Source organism: Janthinobacterium sp. 1_2014MBL_MicDiv (assembly GCF_001865675.1).
Lineage (GTDB): Bacteria > Pseudomonadota > Gammaproteobacteria > Burkholderiales > Burkholderiaceae_D > Janthinobacterium.
Genome location: NZ_CP011319.1, coordinates 3500975 through 3518213, shown reverse-complemented (window position 1 = coordinate 3518213; position 17239 = coordinate 3500975). Strand labels below are relative to the sequence as shown.

General features: G+C 63.3%; 17 protein-coding genes. 7 read left to right on the top strand and 10 right to left on the bottom strand.

Annotated features, from left to right (window positions below; genetic code table 11):
• Positions 1–31: 31 nt before the first annotated feature.
• From fliD to YQ44_RS15120, 7 genes are all read right to left on the bottom strand, one after another.
• On the bottom strand, positions 32–1459 hold the full coding sequence (gene fliD, locus YQ44_RS15150) for a flagellar filament capping protein FliD (protein ID WP_071324101.1): 1428 nt from the start codon (positions 1457–1459) through the stop codon (positions 32–34).
• An 89-nt stretch (positions 1460–1548) separates the two neighbouring features.
• On the bottom strand, positions 1549–1986 hold the full coding sequence (locus tag YQ44_RS15145) for a flagellar export protein FliJ (RefSeq protein ID WP_071324100.1): 438 nt from the start codon (positions 1984–1986) through the stop codon (positions 1549–1551).
• A gap of 8 nt (positions 1987–1994) precedes the next feature.
• Positions 1995–3305 carry a flagellar protein export ATPase FliI gene (gene fliI, locus YQ44_RS15140; protein WP_071324099.1) on the bottom strand — a complete coding sequence of 437 codons (1311 nt, stop codon included), beginning with the start codon at positions 3303–3305 and terminating at the stop codon, positions 1995–1997.
• Positions 3302–3991: a flagellar assembly protein FliH gene (fliH, locus tag YQ44_RS15135; RefSeq protein ID WP_071324098.1), complete on the bottom strand. Its 690-nt coding sequence runs from the start codon at positions 3989–3991 to the stop codon at positions 3302–3304. The genes fliI and fliH overlap by 4 nt, the downstream gene beginning before the upstream one ends.
• On the bottom strand, positions 3988–5028 hold the full coding sequence (locus tag YQ44_RS15130; protein ID WP_071324097.1) for a flagellar motor switch protein FliG: 1041 nt from the start codon (positions 5026–5028) through the stop codon (positions 3988–3990). Before YQ44_RS15130 ends, fliH begins: the two co-directional genes overlap by 4 nt.
• On the bottom strand, positions 5006–6730 hold the full coding sequence (gene fliF, locus YQ44_RS15125; protein ID WP_156894870.1) for a flagellar basal-body MS-ring/collar protein FliF: 1725 nt from the start codon (positions 6728–6730) through the stop codon (positions 5006–5008). The genes YQ44_RS15130 and fliF overlap by 23 nt, the downstream gene beginning before the upstream one ends.
• A 49-nt stretch (positions 6731–6779) precedes the next feature.
• Positions 6780–7118 carry a flagellar hook-basal body complex protein FliE gene (locus YQ44_RS15120; RefSeq protein ID WP_071324095.1) on the bottom strand — a complete coding sequence of 113 codons (339 nt, stop codon included), beginning with the start codon at positions 7116–7118 and terminating at the stop codon, positions 6780–6782.
• A 554-nt stretch (positions 7119–7672) separates the two neighbouring features.
• Here YQ44_RS15120 and YQ44_RS15115 point away from each other — a divergent pair.
• Genes YQ44_RS15115 through YQ44_RS15085 form a run of 7 tightly spaced genes read left to right on the top strand, consistent with a single transcriptional unit; the run spans position 7673 to position 13984 of the window.
• Positions 7673–8548 carry a FliM/FliN family flagellar motor switch protein gene (locus YQ44_RS15115; protein WP_071324094.1) on the top strand — a complete coding sequence of 292 codons (876 nt, stop codon included), beginning with the start codon at positions 7673–7675 and terminating at the stop codon, positions 8546–8548.
• Between the two features lies 1 nt (position 8549).
• Positions 8550–8915 (top strand): FliM/FliN family flagellar motor switch protein, encoded by a 366-nt coding sequence (locus YQ44_RS15110; protein ID WP_071324093.1) that lies wholly within the window; start codon positions 8550–8552, stop codon positions 8913–8915.
• Positions 8912–9682 (top strand): flagellar type III secretion system pore protein FliP, encoded by a 771-nt coding sequence (fliP, locus tag YQ44_RS15105; protein WP_071324092.1) that lies wholly within the window; start codon positions 8912–8914, stop codon positions 9680–9682. The genes YQ44_RS15110 and fliP overlap by 4 nt, the downstream gene beginning before the upstream one ends.
• Before the next feature lie 3 nt (positions 9683–9685).
• Complete coding sequence (locus YQ44_RS15100) at positions 9686–9958, top strand: flagellar biosynthetic protein FliQ (protein ID WP_071324091.1); 273 nt, start codon at positions 9686–9688, stop codon at positions 9956–9958.
• Between the two features lie 12 nt (positions 9959–9970).
• A complete protein-coding gene (locus YQ44_RS15095) occupies positions 9971–10771 on the top strand; it encodes a flagellar biosynthetic protein FliR (protein WP_071324090.1) in 801 nt (266 codons plus the stop codon).
• Positions 10761–11900: an EscU/YscU/HrcU family type III secretion system export apparatus switch protein gene (locus tag YQ44_RS15090; RefSeq protein WP_071324089.1), complete on the top strand. Its 1140-nt coding sequence runs from the start codon at positions 10761–10763 to the stop codon at positions 11898–11900. Before YQ44_RS15095 ends, YQ44_RS15090 begins: the two co-directional genes overlap by 11 nt.
• Positions 11897–13984 (top strand): flagellar biosynthesis protein FlhA, encoded by a 2088-nt coding sequence (locus YQ44_RS15085; RefSeq protein WP_071324088.1) that lies wholly within the window; start codon positions 11897–11899, stop codon positions 13982–13984. Before YQ44_RS15090 ends, YQ44_RS15085 begins: the two co-directional genes overlap by 4 nt.
• Before the next feature lie 46 nt (positions 13985–14030).
• Here YQ44_RS15085 and YQ44_RS15080 read toward each other — a convergent pair whose 3' ends face one another.
• The 3 genes from YQ44_RS15080 to YQ44_RS15070 all read right to left on the bottom strand — a co-directional run bounded on the left by YQ44_RS15080 (position 14031) and on the right by YQ44_RS15070 (position 17092).
• On the bottom strand, positions 14031–15134 hold the full coding sequence (locus YQ44_RS15080) for a hypothetical protein (protein ID WP_156894869.1): 1104 nt from the start codon (positions 15132–15134) through the stop codon (positions 14031–14033).
• A 58-nt stretch (positions 15135–15192) separates the two neighbouring features.
• On the bottom strand, positions 15193–16047 hold the full coding sequence (locus YQ44_RS15075) for a flagellin N-terminal helical domain-containing protein (protein WP_071324086.1): 855 nt from the start codon (positions 16045–16047) through the stop codon (positions 15193–15195).
• A gap of 193 nt (positions 16048–16240) precedes the next feature.
• Positions 16241–17092: a flagellin N-terminal helical domain-containing protein gene (locus tag YQ44_RS15070; protein ID WP_071324085.1), complete on the bottom strand. Its 852-nt coding sequence runs from the start codon at positions 17090–17092 to the stop codon at positions 16241–16243.
• Positions 17093–17239: the final 147 nt, after the last annotated feature.

Sequence of the window (17239 nt, the reverse complement as noted above, 5' to 3'; positions counted from 1 at the left end):
AACTTGCGGCGGCGCGGCAGGCACGCTCGCCTTAGGATTTGTCGTTGCCGAACATGGCGTCGAACATGTCGACCGTCTTGTACATTTGCTCCTGCATCACTTGCAGGCGCGTAAATTGATCGAGGAAACGCTTGTAGGCCGTGTTGTACTGGGCCGTCAGCAAATCGGTGCTCTTGGTCAGCGATTTCTGCAGGCTGGTATTGGCGTCGAGACGCTGCACCAGCTGGCCCTTGGTGATGTTGCTCCATTGGCTCAGCGCCTTGTCCAGGCCGCCGAACACGCCCGATGGGGCCGACAGGCTGTTGTTGCCAAACAACTTGTCCAGGTCGCCAGGGTTCGATGCCAGCTTGGCCGTCAGCTTGGCCGTATTCAGGCTCAGCGTGCCGTCGCGGTTGGCGGTCACGCCATACGACACCAGCGAAACGCCGCCGATGCTCTGGCGCAGCAGATTGTTCATGTTGCTGCGCAGCGCGTTCAAGCCCGAATCGTGGGCGAAGATGCCGGCCGCCACGTTCTTGTCCGGATCGCCGGAGCTGGCCAGGCCGTCGAGCACGCTTTTCAGCTTGTTGTAGGCGTCGACGAACGCTTGCACATTGGTTGCCGTGCCGCCGCTGTCGGTGGCCACCGTGACCGTCACCGGCGCGTCGCCCGTGTTCATGGCTTTGCTGAACGTCATCTTCACGCCCGTCACGTTGGTGAAGGTGTTCGATGCCTGGGTGATCTGCGTGCCCGTGTCTTTTGCGCCCAGCCAGACGATGGCGTCCTGCGCCTTGACGACTTCCTTGATGTTGGTGGCCGCATCGGTCACCAGCGCCTTGGTCAGCGCCGTATTCGTCACGCTCGAGGCGTCCAGCGTGACGGCGTTTTCCTTGCCCGTCAGGTTAGACGTCAATACCAGCTGCGCCTGGTTGCCGATGGTGACGATGGACGCCGTCACGCGCGAATTGTTCTTGCTGTTGCCATTGATGGCGGCGGCGATTTCCTGCGGCGTCAGGTTGCCGTCGGCATCCTTGTCGGCGGCGCTCAGGTCGATGTCAAAGCTGTTGTCCGCGGTGACGGGGGCCAGCGGGTCGCCGATCCGCACGGCCAGCGTGCCGCTGCCGGCGGCGGGGCTGCTGGTCAGGCCGCCGTACGAGGTCTGGCTGGCCGTGGCCAGCTGCTGCACGAAGAAGGAATAGCTGCCGGCGACGGCGGTGGCGTCGGCCGTGCCGCTGCCATATGCGGTATTGCTGAAGGTGGCGGACTGGCTCAGCAGCGACTTGGTGCTGCTGCTCATGGTCGTCATCGAGCTCTGGAAGGCGCTCATGGCCAGCTTCAGGTTGTTCAGCGCCGTGGCCGTGTTGTTCGCCAGCGCGGTCTGCTTAGTCAACTTGTCCTGCTGCGCCGCGACTGCCTTGGTCGCCAGGTTTTTTGCGGTGACGATCGGATCGTATTGCGGTGCAGTAATTACGTTTGCCATGCCAGACTCCTGAATAAAGGGATATACCGGTACAAGGCGACCCCCATTCCCGTTTTGTGAAGTTTTCCTGAAAGAAACTTACACAAGCTTCATTTTACCTGCCCGCGGAACCAGAATTGCGTCGCCAGTTCGTCCTGGCGCTTGGCATCGACTCTTTGTTGCTCATTTGCAACATGCTTCTGTTTCTGCGTCAGCACCTGGTCCAGCACCTCGCGCTTGGCCCAGGCCGTGTTCAGCGCGCGCTGCGACACGGCCATGTTGGCCTCATGCAAGTGCAGGTCGGTACGGTGCTGGTCGGCCATCTGCATGACCGCCTGCTTGAAGTTGCCGCAGTTGACGGACAGGGCCAGGGGCAGGGCGCCGCTGGGGCCGCTATCCGTGTACAGGCCCGTCAGGCGCTCCAGGTTCTTCTGGTAGCGTTCGCGCACGGCCGTCTGCGCCGCCATTTCGCCCTGCAGGCGTTCCACCTCGGTGCTGCGCAGGCCGACCAGCGTGGTCAGGTTGCGGATGGTATGCGAGTCGCTCACAAATGCTCCTAGGCCATGATTTGTTCAAGTTGTTCGATGCAGGGCGCCATCGGCGCCTCTTCCTTGGTGCCCTGGCACAGGAATGCCTCGATCGGCGCGTGCAGTTGCACGGCGCGGTCGGTGATGGGGTCGGCTCCGGGCACGTAGGCGCCCAGCGGGATCAGGTCGCGCACGCGCGCATGGCGCGCCATCGATGCCTTCAGCGCGCGCGCCGCCTGCATGTGGCCGGGCGTGATCACCTGCGCCATGCAGCGGCTGATCGAGGCGGCGATGTCGATGGCGGGGTAGTGGCCCCGTTCGGCCAGTTCGCGCGTGAGCACGATATGGCCGTCGAGAATCGCGCGCGCCGTGTCGACGACGGGATCCTGCTGGTCGTCGCCTTCGGCCAGCACCGTGTAGATGGCGCTCATGCTGCCTTCCGGATGGGCGCCGTTGCCGGCGCTCTCGACCAGTTGCGGCAAGTTCGAAAACACGGATGGCGGATAGCCGCGCGTGGCCGGCGGTTCGCCCAAGGCCAGCGCCACTTCGCGCAAGGCCATCGCATAGCGCGTCAGCGAATCGACCAGCAGCAGCACGTGCTTGCCCTGGTCGCGGTAGTGGGCGGCGATGGAGTGGCACAGCTCGGTGGCCATGATGCGCATCAATGGCGATTCGTCGGCCGGCGCGATCACCAGCACGGCTTTCTTCAAGCCTTCGGCACCGAGCGACTTTTCAACGAATTCGCGCACCTCGCGGCCCCGTTCGCCGATCAGGCCGACGACGACGACATCGGCCACCGTCTGGCGCGTGATCAGGCCCAGCAGCACGCTCTTGCCGACGCCGGAACCGGCCATCAGGCCCACGCGCTGGCCCTTGCCCAGGGTCAGCATGCTGTTGATGGCGCGCACGCCCACGTCCAGCGGTTCGACCACCGGTTGTTTCTTCAGGGGATTGACCTTCGGCGGCGTCACTTCCAGGATGTGTTCGCCACCGAGGCGGCCCAGGTCGTCGATCGGCTCTCCCAGGCCATTGACCATGCGGCCCAGCCACGAGGGGCCGATCTGCAGGCTGGCCTTGTCGGGCAGGGGCAGCACGCGCGCGCCCGTGGTCAGGCCCGTGGCCTTCTTGAACGGCATCAGGTAGGACAGTTTTTCGCGGAAGCCGACCACTTGCGCATCGAGCCACTCGCCATTCACAGTTTCAATTTGACAACGCTGGCCCGTGTGCAGGCGGCAGCCGGCACTTTCCAGCAGCAGGCCGGAAGCGCCGACTAGGCGGCCGGTCGGGGTCGCGACCGGGATGTCGCCGATCTCGAAGCTGCGCAGCGTGTCGGCGATCATGCAGGCGCGCCCTGGTCCGCGTGTTCGGCGGCCAGCGCCAGGTGGCTGCTGACCTGTTCCATGCAGGCCGACAGGCGCTGATGGCAGCCGGCATCGACTTCATTGTCGCCAGCCTTGATGCGGCATTCGCCGGCGTCGAGGCGGGCGTCGGCGATCAGGTTCCAGCGCTTGGCGCGCTTCGGATCGAGTTCGCTGATGCGTTTCAATTCTTCCGGGTTGAGGAAGACGTCGATTTCCTCGCGCGTGGGCGGCATCGATGCCAGCGTTTCATCGACCAGGGCCAGCAGTTGCACGGGCTGCAGCGCCAGTTCGGCGCGGATCACCTGGCGCGCCACCTTGGCCACCAGGTCGACCACTTCCTTGCGCTGCGCGGCGCGGTAGTCGGCGCGCACCTTTTTCAGGTCGCGCAAAATGGCGTCGACGGGGCGCGCCAGGCGGTCCAGCGCCACCAGCGTTTCATTGCGGCCCTCTTCGCGGCCCTGCGCCATGCCATCGTTGCGTCCGGTGTCGTAGCCATCCTGCTGGCCTTGCACCAGGCCCACTTCATAGCCGTCGCGCTGGCCCTGTTCGAAGCCTTCCGAGACGGACGCCTGCCACTGGCCATCCGTATCCTCGTTGGCGCTGCGCTGGCCGGCGGCGATGAACTGCGACAGCGGCGGGAAACGATACGAGCGAAAGTGCTTCATTCAATCACCGCTTCGGCAAACAGTTGCACTTCAATCTCGCCCGCATCGGCGAGGCCCTTGACGGTGGCCATGATTTCCTGGCGCGTCTGTTCGATACGGCTCAACGGCACGGGGCCGGAACGGCGCATCATGTCTTCGAAGCTCTGTGCCTGGCGGCGCGGCATGGTTTTCAGCACGGCGTCGCGGATCGATGGTTCCGCGCCCTTGAGGGCGATGGCCCACTGTTCCATCGGCACGTCTTCCAGGATGCGCGTGAGCGTGACGTCGCTCTGCGTGGCCAGGATCAGGAAGTCGTACATGCTCAGTTCGATTTCCGACACGACGTCCGGGTCGTGCGCGCGCAGCAGTTCGACCAGCGCGGCGCGGTTGCCCGGCATGCGGTTGAGAATCTCGGCCGCCTGGCGGATGCCTTCCACGCTGGTGCTTTGCGTGTCGAGCGTGCCCAGGCAGCGGCCCACCAGTTCGTCGAGCTCGACCAGCAGGTCGCGGTCGATCTCGTCCAGGCGGGCCAGGTTCAGCAGCACCAGGTCGCGGCCTTCGACGGGCAGGGCGTCGAGGATCTGTCCGGCCAGCGCGGGCGGCAAAAAGGCCAGGAAGACGGCTTGCATCTGCACGTGTTCGTTGACGATGTATTCGGCCAGCCATTTCGGCGAGGCCCACTGCAGGCGCGCCATCTTGGGACGGATGGCATCGCCGTAAATGTTGTTCAGCACGCTATTGGCGATATCGTTGCCCAGCGCCATGTCCAGCGAGCGCTTCAGGTAGCTGCGCGAGGCGCCGTGCACGCCGCTTTGCTGGCGGTAGTCGTCGAAGAAGGTCTGCATGGCCGTTTTCACGGCCTCGACCTTGATGCCGCTCATGCGCGACATCACTTGCGTGACTTCCAGCAATTCTTCGCGCGACAGGCAGCGCAGCACGTTGGCCGCCTGTTCTTCGCCTATGCTCAGCAGCACGATGGCTGCCTGTTCCACGGGATTCAGGCTGACGCTTTCGTACTCGTTGGCGTCAGGGGAATTATTGTTGTTGAGTTCGGCCATTTTTCTGCATCCATTGTTTGACGACTTCGGCGACACGCTCGGGTTCTTTTTCAGCCAGCACTTTCAGGTGGTCGACCATCACGTCGACCGCCGAGCCAGGCGGCGGCAAGTCATAGTTTTCCAGCAGCGGCACCACCGGCATGCTGCCGGCGCCCGTTTCGCCTTCCAGCGCCGGCAAGCCGTTCAAGCCCAGCGCTGGCGCGCCGGCAACGGTCACGCCGCTGGCGCCGGCGGCGCTGCCGCCCAGGGCCAGGGCTGGATCGATCTGTTTCAGCGCTGGCGGCGCCAGGCGCGAAGTCAGCAGGCGCAGCAGGGGGCGCAGGATCAGGAAGTAGCCGAGTACGGCGCCGAGCGCGTACAGCAGCCAGCTGCTGAAGTCGACGACCGTGTCGCGCTCTTCCCACCACTGCGCCACGGGCGGCTTGGCGGGGAAGGTCAAGGCTGTCAGGCTCAGGCTGTCGCCGCGCTGGGCGTTGATGCCGAGGCCGCTGGTGAGCATTTTTTCAATATTGCCCAGTTCGGCAGGGGTCCAGCCGGTTTTTGGATTCGGTGCGGCGGCGCTGTTGAGGACGACGGCGACGCTGAGTTTTTCCAGGCGGCCACGGCTGCGCTTGATCTGCGTGATGCTGCGGTCGTAGGCGTACTGGCGCGTGGTGGCGTTCTTGCGTGCCGTGCCATCGTCGGACGGCTTCGGTGCGCCATCGGCAGGGGCGGCGCCGGCGGCATCGGCCGGGGCCGGCACGGCGGCTGCCGGCGGACGGTTCGACAGGCTGCCGGGAATGCCGGCCACGGTGCGGTTGCGCTCCTGTTCTTCGCGCATCGCTTCGCTGGTCACTTTCGGGGCTTCGCCGTATTTTTCCAGCGTTTCATCGACGCGGTCGTTGTTCACGGCGGCCGTCACGCTGAGCTTGAAGTTGTCTTCGCCGATGACGGGGCCGAGCAGGCCCGTGACGTTGCGGCGGATGTCATCCTGGAAACGTTTCGCGCCTTCGTTGCCGGCGGCCGAGGCGTCGAAGCCGTCCGTCAGGTCGATGTGCGAGGACAGCAGGTTGCCGCCCTGGTCGACGAGGCTGACGCGCGTGGGCGCCAGGCTGGCGACGCTGCCGGCCACCATGTTGATGACGGCGGCGATCTGTTCCGGCGCCAGGGTGCGGCCCGGCTTCAGGGCCACGACTACCGAGGCGGACGATTTGTCGCCGTCGCTGGCGACGAAGGAAGTCGATTTCGCAATCGACAAATGGACGCGCGCCGAAGCGATCGCGTCCATGGTCATGATGCTTTGCGCCAGCTCGCCTTCCAGGCCGCGGCGGAAGCGCACGTCCTGCACGAATTGCGATACGCCCAGCGGGTCGTTCTTGTCCATCAGTTCCAGGCCGGCCGGCAGCTGCGCCGTCACGCCTTTCGAGGCCAGCAGCATGCGCACCTTGCCCAGCATGGCGTCCGGCACCAGCACCTGGCCGCTGTCCGGATGCAGGCGGTAAGGGATGTGTTCGGCGTCCAGCGTTGCCATCATGTCCGTCACGGCCACTTTTTCGCGTGCGCCGAAGACCGGTTTGTAGTTGGCCTGGTCGCGCCAGAAATACATGGTCACCATGGCGGTGATGCCGATGGCCAGCACGACGATGGGAACCAGGTTTTTCAGCAGGGCAGGCGGGATGGCGGGCTGGGCGCCAAGGCGCCAGCGCGCAAATGCGGACTTCATGGTGGTAATCACTTGGGGTAACTTTCGCTGGGAGGCTGGGGCGTGGAGCTTACAAAGGCAGTTTGATCAGTTCGTCGACGGCGCCCATGACCTTGTTGCGCACTTGCATCAACATGGAAAAGGACAGGCTCGCTTCCTGGCTGGCCAGCATGGCGCCGACCAGGTCGTCGCTCTTGCCGCTGTCGACGTCGCTCATTTTTTGCGCGGCCATGCGGTCGTCGCTGTTGATCTTGCCGACGGCGTCTTTCATGGTTTGCGCGAAGGAGAAGCCCGATGTTTCCCCTGCGCCGAATTGGGCGGCGGGCATGATGCTGGCGCCCAGGGCGCGCGCGTCGTTGCTCAGTGCTGCCAGATCGGCCTTGATCAGACCTGCGAGTTCATTGCTCATCTTGCCCTCTACTTTCAATATGCGGTGACGTATCAATCAGAAATACTGGTGTTGCCATTCCGGCGCAAGCGGCACCGCGGTGCCTTTTTTGCCTGGTCCGATGCCCCTGGACCCATCAGTTTTATCAGTTGCCACACCATCCGCTGCGAGCAGTATCAAGCAAACCCACGCTGACGAACGCACACTATTTGCAAGGCCATGACAACGAATGTCTAGCTGATAAAAGTTTCTACAGGTGGCAATCAGAGGGGCTGGAAACTGCCATAAAAACCGGAATCAGGTAAGCGGAATGGCGCACTGCAAATCTAAATTATGTCGCTATAAGCTTACCTCGCGGCAACTATAAAGTAAAGAGTGGATTGGCTCAAGGAATATTGATACATGGCAATATTTATGATTTTCATGTATTGTTCAGCACCGTAGTCATCCAGCATGCGATACGATGCGCAATCGTTTGCTTGCGCCGCCGTTCACATAGGCAAGATGATGCTGTATTTAATTTCGGGCGATCCGTATAATTTGTTCTGCCACCGCAATACCGACATGACCACTACATGACAACCATTACCAAGACAGATCAAACTGTGCGCCATCAAGTCCTGGATTCCTGTCTGCTTGGACGTCCTGTCCATTTGCTGCATGTGTTCGGCGCCCAGCTGCGCGACGACCTGGCCGTGGCCCTGCGCCAGCCCATGAACCGCCGCTACTGGGGTAATTTCCAGATCGACGCCGTCGCCTTGTCGCGCGTCGAAAACGAGGACAGCGTGAATCGCTGGCTGAGTTTTTCCACGCCTGCGGGCCAGACCGGCTTCACCCTCGAACGCCAGATATTGCTCAGTGTCCTGAACTATCGCTATGGTAGTGCCGGCGCCAAGGGCGCCTTGCCCGATCCGGCGCAGGTGCGCGTGACGGCCACGGAAGAGCGTTTGGCTGTGGTGCTCGGACAACAGTTGGTTACCAGCCTGTTCGCCCGCATCCACAAGAATCTGCACACCTTGGGCAAGAGCAGCAGCATCGACGCCAGCGCCGAGGTGGCCGTGCAGTCGGGCGTGCATCCGCCGCGCGGCAGCTGGATCGTCACCGTCTCGCTCAGCGATGTCGAGGCGGGGCAGAGCGGTACCTTCTGGTTCTCGCTGGACAAGCGCCTGATGGCCGACGTGCTGCGCGGCCTGCTGCCGGAGCGCGCGCAGGCGAAGAAGGCGCTGCGCAGCGTGCGTCCGCTGGCTTCGCGCCTGCAGGTGACGCTGGAAGGCCGCCTGGTCAGCAAGCAAGTGCAGCTGGGCGCCTTGTTCGACTTGCGCGTGGGCGACGTGATCCCCGTCAGCCTGAGCCGCACCGATGTGATGCTCGACGATTCCCGTCTGTTTACGGCAGCCGTTTCCGAACACAAGGGCAAGCTCTGTTTAACCTCATTTGAAGATGTCGAATAATATGAATATGACCGATACCAACCAGAGCGAAACCCTGCTGGAAGACCTGGGCGACGATATGATCATCGACCAGGGCGACGTCTCCGACGTGGCCAGCACCCGCGCGCGGCGCGACATTCCGCAAATGATGCGCAAGATTCCCGTCACCCTGACCCTGGAAGTGGGCTCGGCCCGCATCTCGCTCGAGGAGCTGATGGCCATCGGCCCGGAAAGCGTGATCGAACTCGACATGCTGGCCGGCGAACCGCTGGTGATCAAGGTCAACGGCACGCCGATCGGCCGCGCCGAAGTGGTGGTGGCCGGCGAGAACTATGGCCTGAAAGTCATCGACCTCGACGGCCTCAATCTCGACATGATGACAGCATGAAGCTGGCGGTACCCGGTTTGAGCCGGCGCCGCGGCACGCTGGCTGCTGCGCTGGCCGTTCCCGTCCTGATGTTGTGCTGCAGCGCCGCCGGCGCGCAGGATTTATTGTCCGGCATCGTGCCGGGCGCGAAGACCGACCTGTCGGTCAAGATGCAGATCCTCGTCGTCATGACCCTGCTCGGGCTGCTGCCCGTGATGGTCATGATGATGACCAGCTTTACCCGCTTCGTCATCGTGCTGTCCCTGCTGCGCCAGGCCCTGGGCCTGCAGCAGGGCTTGCCGAACCGTATCGTCACCGGCATCGCCCTGATCCTGACCCTGCTGGTCATGCGCCCCATCGGCGACCAGGTGTGGAAGGAGGCGTTCGTGCCTTACGACCGCGACCAGATCGGCATGCAGGAAGCGCTGAAGATCGCCGAAGTGCCGATTTCGCGCTTCATGCTGGCGCAGACGAGCAAGGCGGCGCTGGCGCAGATCGCCCACCTGGCGGGCGAACCGTCGACGATGCGCCCGCAAGACCACAGTTTCACGGTCAAGCTGGCCGCGTTTGTCTTGTCCGAACTCAAGACGGCGTTCCAGATCGGCTGCATGCTGTTCATACCGTTCCTCATCATCGACCTGGTGGTGGCGTCCGTGCTGATGGCGATGGGCATGATGATGCTGTCTCCGCTCGTCATTTCCCTTCCGTTCAAGCTGCTGCTGTTCGTGCTGGTCGATGGCTGGACCCTGACCGTCAACACCCTAGTCACCAGCATACAGGGCTATTGAAGCATGTTTACCCCTGAAGTCGCCGTCGACCTCGTCATCGAAGCGCTGCACATCGTCATGCTGCTGGTGGTGATACTGGTCGTGCCCGGTCTGCTGACGGGCCTGGTGGTGGCGCTGGTACAGGCCGCCACGCAGATCAACGAGCAGACGCTGAGCTTCCTGCCGCGCCTGCTGGTCACCTTGCTGGCCCTGATCCTTGCCGGGCGCTGGATGTCGGGTTACCTGATGGATTATTGCGTTTCCATTTTTCAGCGCGCGGCCACCCTGGTCGGATAGCGCCGCGCGCCCATGGATCAGATTTTCAATCAGGTGCTGCCGTTCATGCTGGCCGTGTGGTGGCCGTTCTGCCGCATCCTGGCCATGCTCAGCGCGTCGCCCGTGATCGGCGACGCCATGGTGCCCGTGCCCGTGCGGGTGCTGCTGTCGCTGGTGCTGGCGATCCTGATGCTGCCCGTGATGCAAGCCTCGGGCGCCTCGCAGGACTTGCTGAAGATCGATCCGTTTTCCCTGCACGCCCTCGTCGCCACGCTGGAGCAGGCCGTCATCGGCTTCATCCTGGGCCTGGCGTTTCACTTCGCCATGTCGGTGATGTCGGTGCTCGGCTACCTGGTGTCGAGCCAGGTGGGCTTTTCCATGGCCGTCATGAATGACCCGCTGAACGGCACGTCGTCGGACGTCATCACCGGCTTGCTCACCATCATGTGCATGATCGTGTTTTTCGCCATCGACGGCCACCTGGTGCTGACGGGCGTGATCGGCGCCAGCTTCACGGCCTGGCCCGTGGGGCAGGGCTACGGGCCCATGCTGCTGCAGGCGGTAGCCTACAACGTGGCGTGGATCTTTGCCGCCGCCATGCTGCTGGCCTTGCCGATCGTGTTTTCCACCATGGTGGTGCAGCTGGGCTTTGGCTTCCTGAACCGCGTGGCGCCGTCGCTGAACCTGTTTTCGCTGGGGTTTTCCATGATTACCGTGTTCGGCCTGCTGATGCTGGCGCAGATCGTGCGCTACGTGCCCGAGCACTATATCGCCATGACCAACCGGGTCCTGGACATGATCCAGGAACAGATGCGGGTGGCCCATGGCGGATAACAGCACCGGCGACAAGACAGAAAAGGCCTCACAGCAAAAGCTGAAGAAGTCGCGCCAGGAAGGGCAGGTGGTGCGGTCGCGCGACCTGTCGACGGCGCTCGGCATCCTGATCAGCATGAAGGTGTTTATTTTCCTGCTGCCGGGCTACCTGGAAAGTTTCCGCGAACTGTTCGCCATGGCCTTCATGCCGCTCGACAGCAAGGGCGCGCTCGAAAATGCCATGTCGATGGCGTTTACCACCTCGGTGGGTTTGCTGATCAAGATGGTCATACCGCTGTTCTGCGTGCCCCTGTTTGTCGTGCTCGGCTCTATGGTGCCCGGCGGCTGGGTCATCAGCACGAAGAACTGGATGCCGAAGATGGAGCGCCTGAGCCCGGCCAAGAACCTGGGCCGCCTGTTCGCGCCCAAGCATGCGTTCGAGTTTGTCATCTCCATCGCCAAGGCGGTGGTGCTGTGCATGGTGCTGGTGCACGTGAGCCGCTCGAGCCTGGCGCAATACGTGGATTTGCAGCACCGGCCCCTGCAGCAAGCCATGCTGGATGGCTCGTCGCTGATGCTCGACGGCTTGATGGCGCTCATTTCCGTCTTCGTCCTGTTCGCCATCATCGACGTGCCGGCGCAGGCGTTCTTCTTTGCCCGCAACCAGCGCATGAGCAAGCAGGACGTCAAGGAAGAGCACAAGAGCAGCGAAGGGCGGCCCGAAGTGCGCCAGCGCATCCGCCAGCTGCAGCAGCAGATCGGCCGGCGCAGCGTGCGCAAGACCGTGCCCGACGCCGATGTGGTGATCGTCAACCCCGAGCATTACGCCGTGGCACTCAAGTATGACCAGGACCGCGCCGAGGCGCCGTTCGTCGTCGCCAAGGGTGTCGACGAGATGGCGCTGTACATCCGCCAAGTGGCGAAGGAACACCATATCGAGACGCTGGAGTTGCCGCCGCTGGCGCGCGCCATCTACAACACCAGCCAGGTACAGCAGCAGATCCCCGTGCAGCTGTACCAGGCCGTGTCGCAGGTGCTCAACTATATTCTGCAGCTGAAAGCATTCCGTTCTGGGCAGCGCGCCGCCCAGCCCCCATTTCCCACCGAGGTGGTCGTGCCATCTCATTTGAGCGAGGTAGTACCTTCATGAATTTCCTGAACCGCGTGGTTGCCGAAATGCGCCGCCACAAGTTCGCCACGCCGCTGTTCCTGCTGGTGATCCTGGCGATGATCATCTTGCCGCTGCCGCCGGTGCTGCTCGATATCCTGTTCACCTTCAATATCGTGCTGGCACTGATCATCATCCTGGTCAGCGTCTCGGCCAAGCGGCCGCTCGATTTCTCCGTCTTCCCGACGGTGATCCTGGCCACCACCATGCTCAGGCTGACGCTGAACGTGGCGTCCACGCGCGTGGTGCTGCTGCATGGCCATACGGGCGCGGACGCGGCCGGCAAGGTGATCGAGGCCTTCGGTAACGTCGTCATCGGCGGCAACTTCGTCGTCGGTATCGTGGTGTTCGTGATCTTGATGATCATCAACTTCGCCGTCGTCACCAAGGGCGCCGAGCGCATCTCGGAAGTGTCGGCGCGTTTTACCCTGGATGCCTTGCCGGGCAAGCAGATGGCCATCGACGCCGACCTGAACGCCGGCCTGATCAACCAGGAAAAAGCCCAGATCCGCCGCAAGGACGTGGCTGCTGAAGCGGATTTCTACGGCGCCATGGACGGTGCCTCGAAGTTCGTGCGCGGCGACGCCGTCGCCAGTATTTTGATCCTGATCATCAACATGGTCGGCGGCGTGGCCATCGGCTCGCTGATGCACGACCTGTCGTTCGGCGACGCTTTCCGCCAGTACGCGCTGCTGACCATCGGCGATGGCCTGGTGGCGCAGATCCCGGCGCTGCTGCTGTCGGCCGCCGCCGCCATCCTCGTCACCCGCATCAGCGATTCGGGCGACTTCGAACAGCAGGTGGCGGGCCAGGTGCTGACGTCGCCGACGGTGATCTTCAGCGCGGCCGGCATGATGGTGGCGCTGGCCCTGATTCCGGGCATGCCGTGGTTCATGTTCATGACCTTCGCCGCCGTGCTGGCCTTTGTCGCCTGGCGCTTGACCAAGCGCGTGAAGGGACCCGACGCGGCCGGCATGGCGGCCATCGAGGCGGCCTTGCGCGACGAGCGTCCGGCCGAGCTGGAGTGGCAGCAACTGCCTGCCGTGCAGCCATTGATGGTGATGCTCGGCTATAAGCTGGTCGGCATGGTGGATAAAACGCAGGGCGAACCGCTGAACAAGCGCGTCAAGGGCGTGCGCCAGAGCCTGTCCGAGGCCATGGGCTTGCTGCTGCCGAACATCGGCGTGCGCGACGACCTGGCCCTGAAGCCGTCGCAGTACGCGATCGTGCTGTCGGGCACCGTGGTGGCGCAGGCGGAAGTGCAGGCCGACCGCCTGATGGCGATCCCGTCGCCGAACGTGTATGGCCAGCTCGACGGCATTCCCGGCATCGAGCCCGCCTACGGCATGCCCGTGACGTGGATCGAGCCGAGCGAGAAGGCGCATGCGCTGGGCCTCGGCTACCAGGTCATCGAGGCGCCCAGCGTGATCGCCACGCACTTGTCGAAGATGGTGCGCGAGTACCTGCCTGAACTGTTCCGCCACGAAGACGTGTCGGCCATGATGGAACGCCTGACGGCGCTGTCGCCGAAGCTGGCCGGCGCGCTGGACAAGGCGCTCACGCACACGCAGCTGCTGCGCGTATTCCGCGTCTTGCTGGCTGAAAACGTGTCACTGAAGGATATCGTGCCCATCGCCACCACCTTGCTCGACAGTTCGGAAACGACCAAGGATCCGATCCTGCTGGCGGCCGAAGTGCGTTGCGCGCTGCGGCGCCAGATCGTCAGCAGCCTGTTCGGCCAGAAGATGGAAATGCAGGCATTCAACCTGGGCGGCGAGCTGGAAAACATGCTGCTCGGTTCGCTGAACCAGGCGCGCCAGTCGGGCAAGGTCACTTTGGACAATTATCCGATCGACCCGCATTTGCTGTCCCAGCTGCAAGTGAACATGCCGGTGGCGCGCGAACAGATGAAGCAGCAGGCGACGCCGCCGCTGCTGCTGGTGCTGCCGCAGATCCGTCCGCTGCTGGCCCGCTATGCGCGCCTGTTCGCGCCGGGCCTGCACGTGCTGTCGTATAACGAAATCCCGGAAAACCGCGAAGTGAGCATCATCGGCACGGTGGGCTAGGCAAAAAAAACGGCGCTACGGGCGCCGTTTTTTTATGGGTATTGCCTCAATCCTGCTCGTCGATCGGCGGCAGCAGCTCGTGCTCCTGGCCGTCCGCCAGCAGCAGCACGGTGCCGCCTGGCGCCGCGTCCTCTTCTTCGTCGCCGTAATCGTAATCGAGCGGCGCCGCCACTTCCTTCGAAACAAAGACTTCTTCCTCCGCTTCCGCGTGGGCGGCCGGCGCGGCGGCGTCGGGTTCGGCCGCCGCTTCCGTTTCCGGCCGTGTCAGCAGCAGCGCCACTTCGGCCATGGCGCGGAACAGGGGCAGCGACAGCGAGGCGGCCGCCGCCTGCATCGGATAGTTGCCATGCACGCGCTGCGCATGCAATTGACGGTTCAGGCGGCAGCGCAGCACGCGCAGGCCGGCGCGCCGCACGGCGTCGGCGATGTCGGGCAGGGCCAGGCGCAGATGGCGCAGGGCGGCCTCTTCATCGGCGGCCAGTTCCAGCAGCACGCCGTCGCCGGCCGGCTCCATCTGGATCACGACCCGGCCGATGCCGAGGATGATCAGTTCCACGCGCAGGGCCACCTTGCCGCCGCGCCGTGGCGGTGCCGCGTCTTCATCGTCGTCGCTGGCCAGCACGCGCAGCAGCAAGCGTTGCCCGCCCCAGCCGTAGACGGCAAAGCGCCACGCTTCGCTGTCGATGCTCAGGGGCGGACGCGGTCCTTCGCGCAGCAGGGCCGGCTGCTGTTCGGCCATGAACAGGTTGCCCGGCACATGCTGGCCGCGCGCCTGTTCCTGCAGGGCCGCGTATTGCTCGCCATACGTCTTGACCATCACGCGCCAGGAAGCGGCCAGCTGCGCCGCATCGGGCGGCTGCCACACGAGCTGGCGCGTAAAGAACAGCTGGTTGACCTGCATGGCGCTGCTGTCGCGCGGCGTGGCGCCGGCGCCATCGGCATTCGGCTTGATCAGGGACGCCAGGCTGTCCTGGGCCTTTTGCTGCAGCTGGGCGGGCAGGGTGCCGGCATCGGGCGCCGGCGCCATGTAGGGGCCGACGGGCACCAGCGGCTGGACCACGCCCGGCACCATCGGCGTGGCGGGACTGACGTCGAAGCGCTGGGTAATCAGGGGGACAGGGTTGCCTGATGAAATGCGGTCTATCGCCATGCCACTGCTTCCAGGTCGGGTTCCATAAAAAGGCCGGCCGCGCGGGCCGCGTCAGCCATCATGGCTGCAACAGGGAGAGTATCAATTTCTGCATGCTCTGGCTTTGCTTGAGCATGGCCGTGCTGGCCTGCAGCAGCATCTGCGCCGACGTCATGTTCGCGCTTTCCGCCGCATAGTCGACATCCATGATACGGCCGATGGCCGCCTTGGTGTTGGTGACCATGTTCGACAGATTGTTATGCACGTGGTCGAGGCGGTTGCCGGCCGCGCCCAGGGCCGAACGCACGCCGCCGACGTCGTCGATGGCCGTTTCCAGCAGGGCGATGGTGGCATTCGCGCTGCCCGTCAGTTCCGTGCCGGTGGCGGGGGCGCCGAAGTTGGCGCTGGCCGCGCCGAGCGAGGCGAGCACGCCGGCCATCTTGCCCGAGACGTCGAACGTCATCGTTTCGCTCGCACTGGCGCCGATCTGGAACGTCATGGACGATGCCAGCGTGCCGCCGGCCAGCAGCTTGTTGCCGCCGAAACTAGTGTTTTTCATCACGTTGGCCAGTTCCAGGCCCAGGGCGTCGTATTCGGCCTGCATGGCGACCTTGTCCTTGGCGCCCGAGGAAGCATCGGCGGCCTGGGTCGCCAAGTCCTTCATGCGGATCAGCATGGTGGTCACTTCGTCGAACGCGCCTTCGGCCGTCTGCAGCATCGAGGTGCTGTTTTGCGTGTTGCGCATGGCGACGGCCATGCCGCTCGCCTGCGCCCGCAGCCGCGTGGCGATTTGCAGGCCGGCCGCGTCATCCATGGCCGAATTGATGCGAAAGCCGGTGGAGAGGCGCGTCATCGACGTCGACAGCCGCGATTGCGCGCGTGCGGCGGCATTTTGTGCTGCTAGTGCGGCGATATTCGTATGGAGGCTCAGCACTCGGCAATTCCTGTGGATGACGGCTGTTGGATGGGCTTACCTATCAGACAGGCGACCGCGCGGGCCACATCGTTAAAGATTGCCAGGAAATAGTTTCCTTTGCATGCAAAGGCGGGGCGGGGGCGGGACGAAAAAAAACCAGGCCGCGGCCTGGTTTTCAGCGACTGGCCGCGAACGGCCAGGCAGGGACATATTATTGCAGCAGGGACATGACCATCGAGGACATGCTGTTGCTTTGTTTCAACATTGCGGTGCCAGCTTGCAGCAGCATTTGCGACGACGTCATGTTCGAGCTTTCGGTAGCGAAGTCGACGTCCATGATGCGGCCGGTAGCGGCTTTGGTGTTGGTGGCGATGTTGGACAAGTTGGTGTTGACGTGGTCCAGACGGTTGGCAGCAGCACCCAGTGCCGAGCGAACGGTGCCGACGTCGCCGATTGCCGTTTCCAGCAGAGCGATGGTGGCGTTGGCGGTGCTGGTCAGTTCGGTACCGGTCGAAGCTGCAGCGTAGTTGGCGGTAGCCGACGTCAGCGATGCCGTCAGGCTGGTCATTTTGGCGGAAACGTCAAATGCCATCGTTTCGGTCGAGCTCGCGCCGATCTGGAACGTCATCGACGATGCCAGGGTGCCGCCTACCAGCAGCTTGTTGCCGCCGAAGGTGGTGTTTTTCATCACGTTCGACAGTTCCAGGCCCAGTGCATCGTATTCCGATTGCATTGCGGTTTTGTCTTTGGCGCCCGACGAAGCATCGGCTGCCTGGGTTGCCAGATCCTTCATGCGGATCAGCATGTTGGTGACTTCGTCAAACGCGCCTTCGGCCGTTTGCAGCATCGAGGTGCTGTTTTGGGTGTTCGACATTGCAACGGTCATGCCGCTGGTTTGTGCTTTCAGGCGGGTTGCGATTTGCAGGCCTGCTGCGTCATCCATTGCCGAGTTGATGCGGAAGCCGGTGCTCAGGCGCGTCATCGAGGTCGACAGTTGGCTTTGGGTACGGGTGATCGAATTTTGTGCGGACAGTGCAGCGTTGTTAGTGTGAAGGCTCAGCATGGTGTAACTCCTGGTTTGGTGGGTTCAGTCCGGAGCAACGGTTCTTTGTGCTCTCCCAAGTACAAGACGACCATCCGCATAAGCTTATTAAATGCTTTGTGGAAATTTTTTTAAATTCTTTTAAAAAAGTTTCACATCGGCTCGCGG